The organism is Litorivivens sp. (genome assembly GCF_057445395.1).
Window position 1 is genome coordinate 1 of sequence record NZ_JBVBUV010000113.1, and the last position, 7373, is coordinate 7373.

Below are 7373 nucleotides of genomic sequence, written 5' to 3' on the forward strand. Positions count from 1 at the left end.
TACATAGATCCAACCACCGTCATCAGTGCGAAATACCGCGCCGCCGTCGGGGTCGGAATGCCACAAAAAACCAGGGTTGTCTGGGATGGGAGGCTCATTGAAAACAGCGATCACCCGCGAACTGAACCCGGCCGGAAGCTGCACCCCATTGTCATCTGCGGCCTGCAAAGGGCCAATACTGGCAAAGGGGCTGCGCCGTGGGGCGGCACTACCCCCACTGCTGCCGGAGCTGCTACTGGAACTGCTATTACAGCCAGCCAACCAGCTGGCGGTGGCCACACTGCCCGCGGAAAACAGCAAAGTGCGCAAGAAGGTACGACGCGAAAGGCCGGAGCGCTCTACATTTTTCAACAGTCGATTCATGATTTAAAACCTGCGTAACGGTGCATAAAGAGTAACAGCGCGCTGTCGCTACTTCGTGACGCACCTCAATTTTTGTTATTGGGCGAAAACTGTAAGGGATGTTCTCATTGGTCAGCGGCGATGTCGACCGCCCCACTACGGTCAGCCCCGGTGTGAAAAAAGGTCAGCAGCCGGAAAAGCCGCGTCATGTGGGGTTCTTACACGAAGCCAGCTGAAACCGCCTAAATACCGGCGCATCCGCGTATTTACCTCGCCTTGCTCTATTTGTTGTTCAACTATAATCCCTATAGGCAACGAACCCGCGGCAATAACACATTTGTCTGCATGGTGCGCCATAGAGCTCGCAACAGCATCGGCCAACGCACGTTGTCTACACTTTAATCTCCATTGAGAGGCAGGCGATGAGCAGGCTGCTATCGCGTGCGGGCACTGAATTGCGGTGGTTCGGCGATCACGGCTTAGCGCCGCCCTATTTGCTCCCTAGGGATAAATAGGAAAGAGCTACCCGATTGGCCAGGAGGAGTTATGTTTGTGTGCGCGCTAGCGATCAACCCAAGCGTAGGAGTCGCAGTAAGGCGATACATACTGCTCTGTGTCTGGGTACTGTGCAGCACCCTCTCAAATATCGCAGTATCTAAGGAGAATGCGGCGTCAGCAGAGGCTTACGCAACGGGAGACCCGCAGGTGTGTTTAAGCTGTCATGGACCGAATGGTCCAAGCCCGGCACATAGCATTCTGACCACACCCCACGGCCGAGCAGCTTCCGGGAGCGCGCCCACCGAACAGCTCTGTCAGAGCTGTCACGGTCCCAGTCAAGAACACCTTACCCGCCACAGTAATGGTAAACCGGCGCCGACAGCTATTGGCTTCAACAGCCGAACGCCCGTTGCGCTTCAAAATGCGCAATGCCTGGCCTGTCACCGGAAAGACAATAATACGCATTGGCAAGGTAGCGCACACGAACGCGCCGGCGTTGCCTGCAGCAGTTGCCATTCGCTCCACAATCCCCAGGGTAAAAGCCAGTTAAATTCACCAACCGAGACGGAACTCTGCCTCGGGTGCCACCGTGAAACCCGAGCACAGATCCACAAGACAAGCGCACACCCCATCGCGGAAGGACAGATGGGATGCAAGGAGTGTCACAACCCGCATGGTAGTAGCACCGATGCCTTGTTGCTCGAAAATTCTGTCAATGACACGTGTTATCGGTGTCATGGAGAAAAACGTGGGCCGTTCCTATGGGAGCATGCGCCGGTGCGCGAAAGTTGCGCTAATTGCCATACCCCCCATGGGTCTGTCCACCAGGCAATGCTGCGTTCGCGAGGCCCGTTTCTCTGCCAGCAGTGTCATTTAGCTCCGTACCACCCAAGCACCAACTACAGTGGCGCTGGCACTCCACCAAGTGGTGCGAGCCACTCCATGTTGGCTAGAAACTGTATGAATTGCCATACGCAAGTACATGGTTCTAACCATCCTTCCGGGATCAGGCTAACGCGCTAAAGGAGACTGGGATGATTACGCGCCCACGAATCAAGACCCTTTACTCCATTGCGATCTGTGCATCGTCGGCACTGGCCATAGCAGATGACTCCAACAGCAATGTGACGGGTTACGTTTACGTCGGCAGTGGCTATATCACCGACAGTCAGTTCAAATTCGGCGAATACAATGCTTTGGAAGAACAGGGCGCCTATCAAGTACTCGACTTCCGTCTGACCTCGCCCTCGGTAAAGCAGACTCAATGGTCTGTGACTGGTGAGAATATCGGGCTGTCCGTGCCGCGGCTTGAAGCCACTTTATCGCATGCGGGAAATTACGGGGTGTATGCCGAATATAGCGAATTTACACACAATCGAAGCAACACTGGGCACACCGTCTTTACCAGTACAAACACCAGTTCGCTGGAATTACCTTCGGGCTGGGTCGCTGCAAATACTACCGCCGGCATGAGCGGACTGTCAGGACCTTTGCTAAGTGTTAAGGAGACGCTAGAACGCAAGCGCCTGACGCTAGCCTATGACTGGCTCTCAGCCCCTAATAACTGGTCGTTTGATATTGCCTACATGCATGAGACGAAGGAAGGCAATCGCGTTCGTTACGGTGTCATCGGGAACACAGGCGGAAACCCTCGGGCGGCCGCCCTCCCCACCCCCGTCGATTTCGTCTTCGATGAACTGAGATTGCAGGCGAGCTACCAAGACAGTGCCTATTCAGCAACACTCGGCTACCAGTTCTCACAGTTTGAAAATGACGAACGCCAGCAAGTATGGCGCAATCCATTTTCAGCCATCAACGGCTGGGACGCCTCCGCGGGCTATCCCAGTGGTCAGGGCGCCATCGCTCTGGAACCAGACAACCAATACCAGCAAATCTATCTCGCGGGTACCGCAAGACTCAGCCCCAAAACCCGACTCAACGGACGCCTGGATTACGGGCTGATGCAGCAGGACGAAACGTTTCTGCCATACACAATCAACCCATCACTGAACATCAGTTCGCCCTTGCCGCGTGATTCACTTGAGGGTGAGATTGCAATTACGCGTGCTTCACTGGGTTTTCATCACACCTTAAGCCAGCGCTTGGCACTGGACATCAATGCCCGCTATGAAAACAGAGAAAATAAAACGCCCACCGACCTTTTCATCTACATCGGCGGAGACTCTCAGAATCAGAATAACGCCGCAAGCAATCGCGCACGCTACAACATACCCTTCGACTTTCGTGAGCAGGAACTTGATACGAATCTTCGCTATCGCGCCGGCACGTCAACCAATATACGAGCGTCCTATCAGTACAGAAATACAACGCGAGATGCGTCTGAGGTAAGAAGTCTGCAGCAACAAACCGCAGGCCTGGCTGTTTCGGACTGGCTCGGCGAGCAAGTGCAATGGCGACTGGAAATCAGCCATGAGCGGCGTCACGGCAGCCGCTATCAAGGAGAGAAGTATTTCTTGGCCAGCCATACGCCAGCGTATATCAATAGTCTGCCCGCCGACGAGCGCTTTGAAAACCTCCCGGCCCTACGCCGGTATTACTTGGCCGATCGCCATCGCAATCAGGGCATGGTGCGGGTCGACTGGCTACCAGACGATCAGTTCCAGGTTGGGCTATCCTTAAACCGGGCTGTCGATGATTATCCCGACACGGACTTCGGCTTACAGAGTAGTCGACTGCGTTCGGCGTACCTGGATATGAGCTACACTCAGCCCGAGCGTTTTACCTGGAGTGTATATGCTGGCCACGAAGTCCTTCAGTCCCGCCAGACAGGACGTAGCTTCCGCGGCTTTGCCCTCGTACCCGAAAGCCAAAACCCTGAGCGAAATTGGCGCCATAACAATGAAGATGCCGTAAAAACACTGGGCGCCGAACTCGAAGTCAACGAGATAGCACCCCGAACCAATATGACCCTCGGTTACCTCCTATCACACTCAAAAAGTCTACTGGAGTTTGGCGAGGGGGCACTACTGTCGAGCGAACCCTTACCCGATCAGGGCGACAAGATGATGAGGCTCTCGTTGGAGCTTAATCACCAGTATTCAGCACGAATTGGCATTAACCTGAACCTTGGCTATGAAAAATACAACGCGCGGAATTACAGCACCGACGGTGTAACGCAATCGAGCCTGAGTTCCACGATCGCTCTGGGCAATGAAACACCGAACTACTCTGTTCATTGGTTCCTGCTATCTCTGAGCTACGGCTTCTAATACGTTAAATTTTAATTATGTTAAATACATTGCGGAGTTCGCGAGAAAAGTAGCCATCCGAATATCGGCGCAGCGCTAACCATTAAGCGCCAGCACCAGTCCCCACAATCTTACGCAGTTCCGGGCTATATATTACGGTCTTATTTCTACCTGACGCTTTGGCTGAATACAGCGCGATATCTGCCGCATTGAGTATCTTACTGGGTGTATCCGCTTCGGTGGGAATACCTACAAAGACCCCTATGCTGAGCGAGATAACGCCTCCACACGTTGATTTTTCATGTCGTATAGCCAGGGATTCCACATTTTTCCGAAGTACATCAAAATGAATGCGGACATCGTCCGTTTCGGCATCGCACGATGAAACAATCACAAACTCATCCCCACCGAACCGCGCTGTTATATCCTCAAGTCGGGAAAATGTTTCCTTGATCTCTCGCCCTACCGTTCGTAGAACATTGTCTCCCGCAATATGCCCGTAGAAATCGTTGTATTGCTTGTAACAATCAATATCAATAAAAGCGACACACATCGGCATTCGATGGCGGCTATGAAAACCACACAAGCGGTCAAACTGACTGTCAAAATAACGACGATTATGAAGTGAAGTGAGCTGGTCACGCGTGGCCAGCGTCTGTAATTCGGTATTGCGGCTTATCAGGGAAATATTAGACTGTATCAGTTTCTGTTCGACTTCCCGCTCCTTGCTGATGTCGCGATTTCGAACGACGAGATAGTCAAACTCGCCGTCGGGCTTTATTGACATATTGATACTTACCCGACAAGGAAACTGGCTACCATCCTTTCTCACACAACGCATTTCCAGCGTGACAGGCGTCCGGGACAGTACCGCATTGGTAATCTTGGTGATCGCGGCATCGTCATCACACAGCTGGCACAACGCCGCCGAACCAACACCCTGAAGTTCGCTGAGTGTGTAACCAAAAATAGTCGTAAATTGAGGGTTTATATAGACGACAGAACTGGGCTCAGTTTCACTAATTGCAAGAACCATTAATCCTTCGTCGAGTGAACCCATAATCGAGTTCAGTAACTTCTTGCATAGAGGCATCGTCCACTGCTTTGGCCCGTCCGGGACCATGTTGGTCTATAGCCAGTTGCTGCGACTGCTTAGAAAACAAGCTTCAGCCAGTCAGAGCGCGAAATGTATAGCACCTTGCAGGGTTAAAATAATAAAAAATGTACGCCATCCACATAGGGGATTTTACGGACCTGGCTCCCGCCACTCGGTGGCAAAAAGGGAACTATAGTGGGCGCTGACAGTAAGTTATCGTGGCATCGTTATCTAATACCTTACCACCCTCAATAGGTACAATTACGTAGTATTTAGCGTGGAAATCAACTCCCGATACGTTTTCACATGCGGCATATTTAACCGCCGAGGGGTAAATTGCTTAGTCGCTGTCACGTGGTTCGCGTTGAAGATCACGCCTGGTATGGATTTTACATTTATACGCAGGGAGCAGCCGCCCGAGTAACGCTCGATCTTAACGCGGGTTTGTGTGTCTTTTGGCACGCGCTCAGTGTGGCGTTTCTGAAAAGCCGCTTGAAAATCCAGTACTTGTTGCATTTATTCCCCTCCCCGTTGATATGTAGCCATTATCTCGGGTTGAGCGGGGTGCAGTAGGAACTGGGAGGGAGAGAAAATCAGAGATAGTTAGGACGGTAATTTTTCTAGGGCAGATCTACGCGCTGTATACGCACACCCCGCCAACGGCGGCGGACTTCAGAAATATTGTCATGTGCGGTGGCACATCATTGAAAAATAGATTCTGCCCAGTCTGGGAGTGATTCGATGTGATAAGTATAGTTGCCGTTTTTGATTGTCAGTACTGGCAGGAAGGGTTTCTCGTAGCTTGAATTGTCGAGCACCCTAACCTCATCGCAAAGCGGTATGGCATTGGCGACATTCTGAAGCATCCGAGGGATGCGAGCTTCAACCTTCTCATCAGGAACGGAGTGGCCTCCGTGCTCGACTCGCTGAGCCACTCGCGCCTTGTTTAGGTCTGAGGATGAAACATTTATAACCACCAAGATGATCTGGTAGCCGAGCGCTTTGGCCTTGCCTAGAATGTCGATCTTCGATGGGTGTGAGAAGACCGTTTCAAAGCAAAAACTTCTTCCCTCATCCAAAAGCTCATCTCTCAGCCGTGAGGCCAGTTGGGCAGCATCATAGCTATTCCCCTCAGGGTCATCAGGCCAAACCTCTCTCGCTATGACGTCCGCATTGATAAAAGGCAAGTCCATCGGCTCAAGCATTTGCTGGTAAAAGGTGCTTTTCCCAGCGCCATTACCTCCGACGATAGCCCAAAGCTGTTTCAAAGCTACGACCTATCAGGAATGAATTGGCCGCCTTTGAATTCGCCAACCTGGGTGCTGCCATCACTGGATATCCTCTCCAATTTCCCAGGATGGGCTCGGCAGGCCTGATAGCGAACACTGTTCGCAGGTAATGCGGCCTGAATCGCGCCAGATTCACGATCACGATCAAGCTTGGCGAACACATCGTCAGGGTCTACCGTCACTGGCTTTGCCGGTTCCAACGCAATCTTCACCACCCCCGCAGTCAATCTCAACAGTGCATCAGGGTCGATGATCTTGGAAACCTTTCGCCCAATGTCAGCCCAATACTCAATCTGCTCTGCGGCGCTGCGGTGGTGCGCTTTGCCAACAGCGGTAGCATCGGCCATTAGGCCGCGCTGGATACGAACAGGGGAATTAGCTTTAGGCATGGCAACCTCGGCAAGTCACGCTTTGAATAGATTGTAGCATTATGCTACACTTCGTTCAAGAAAGCCCTCCGCCGGGAGGGCCACGGTTGGCATTGATCTAGGGTGCAAAGATACCGCGACCGATTCCACCGGCCACGCCAGTGCAGGGCGAGAGTATCGTGCCCTGGAAGCCAAGCTCGGTATTGCCCAGCGCGCCAAAAACAAGTCTCGCGTTAAGGCGATCCACGCTAAAACCAAGAACCGCAGGGCAGATGCCCTGCATAAATACAGCCGCAAACTCGTCAACGAGAATGCGGCGATCTTCGTTGGAAACGTATCGAGTCTCAAGCTGGTAAAAACCAAAATGGCGAAATCTGTTTAGGATGCCGGTTGGGGCCAACTCAAAGCCATGCTGGCCTATAAGTGCGAGCACGCAGGCGTGGTATTTGAGGTAATCAATGAAGCCTACTCCACCCAGACGTGCTCGTGCTGCGGGATAATTCCCGACAGTAGTCCGAAAGGTAGGGCCGATCTTGGAATTAGAGAATGGGTCTGTTCAGAGTGCGGAGCT

The 7373-nt window shown here is 52.5% G+C and carries 6 protein-coding genes and 2 pseudogenes; 3 read left to right on the forward strand and 5 right to left on the reverse strand.

From position 1 onward, the window contains the following. Positions 1 to 363, reverse strand: a pseudogene (locus AC222A_RS18270) (hypothetical protein); the annotation flags it as partial. 525 nt (positions 364 to 888) lie between these two features. Between AC222A_RS18270 and AC222A_RS18275 the strand changes: the two are divergent. Together AC222A_RS18275 and AC222A_RS18280 are read left to right on the forward strand one after the other, a co-directional pair. Then, positions 889 to 1863 (forward strand): DmsE family decaheme c-type cytochrome, encoded by a 975-nt coding sequence (locus AC222A_RS18275; protein WP_486775397.1) that lies wholly within the window; start codon positions 889 to 891, stop codon positions 1861 to 1863. An 11-nt stretch (positions 1864 to 1874) separates the two neighbouring features. Next, positions 1875 to 4070: an MtrB/PioB family decaheme-associated outer membrane protein gene (locus tag AC222A_RS18280; RefSeq protein WP_486775398.1), complete on the forward strand. Its 2196-nt coding sequence runs from the start codon at positions 1875 to 1877 to the stop codon at positions 4068 to 4070. Positions 4071 to 4152: 82 nt separating this feature from the next. Here AC222A_RS18280 and AC222A_RS18285 read toward each other — a convergent pair whose 3' ends face one another. The 4 genes from AC222A_RS18285 to AC222A_RS18300 all read right to left on the reverse strand — a co-directional run bounded on the left by AC222A_RS18285 (position 4153) and on the right by AC222A_RS18300 (position 6823). Next, complete coding sequence (locus tag AC222A_RS18285) at positions 4153 to 5109, reverse strand: GGDEF domain-containing protein (protein WP_486775399.1); 957 nt, start codon at positions 5107 to 5109, stop codon at positions 4153 to 4155. Between the two features lie 297 nt (positions 5110 to 5406). Further along, positions 5407 to 5661, reverse strand: a complete 255-nt coding sequence (locus AC222A_RS18290; protein ID WP_372782120.1) for a hypothetical protein — start codon at positions 5659 to 5661, stop codon at positions 5407 to 5409. 185 nt (positions 5662 to 5846) lie between these two features. After that, positions 5847 to 6413 (reverse strand): ATPase, encoded by a 567-nt coding sequence (locus AC222A_RS18295; protein ID WP_372782118.1) that lies wholly within the window; start codon positions 6411 to 6413, stop codon positions 5847 to 5849. 2 nt (positions 6414 to 6415) lie between these two features. Further along, entirely contained in the window at positions 6416 to 6823 is a 408-nt protein-coding gene (locus AC222A_RS18300; protein ID WP_372782116.1) for a TA system antitoxin ParD family protein, read from the reverse strand. Between the two features lie 67 nt (positions 6824 to 6890). Between AC222A_RS18300 and AC222A_RS18305 the strand changes: the two are divergent. Continuing rightward, positions 6891 to 7373: pseudogene (locus AC222A_RS18305) on the forward strand (RNA-guided endonuclease InsQ/TnpB family protein); the annotation flags it as partial.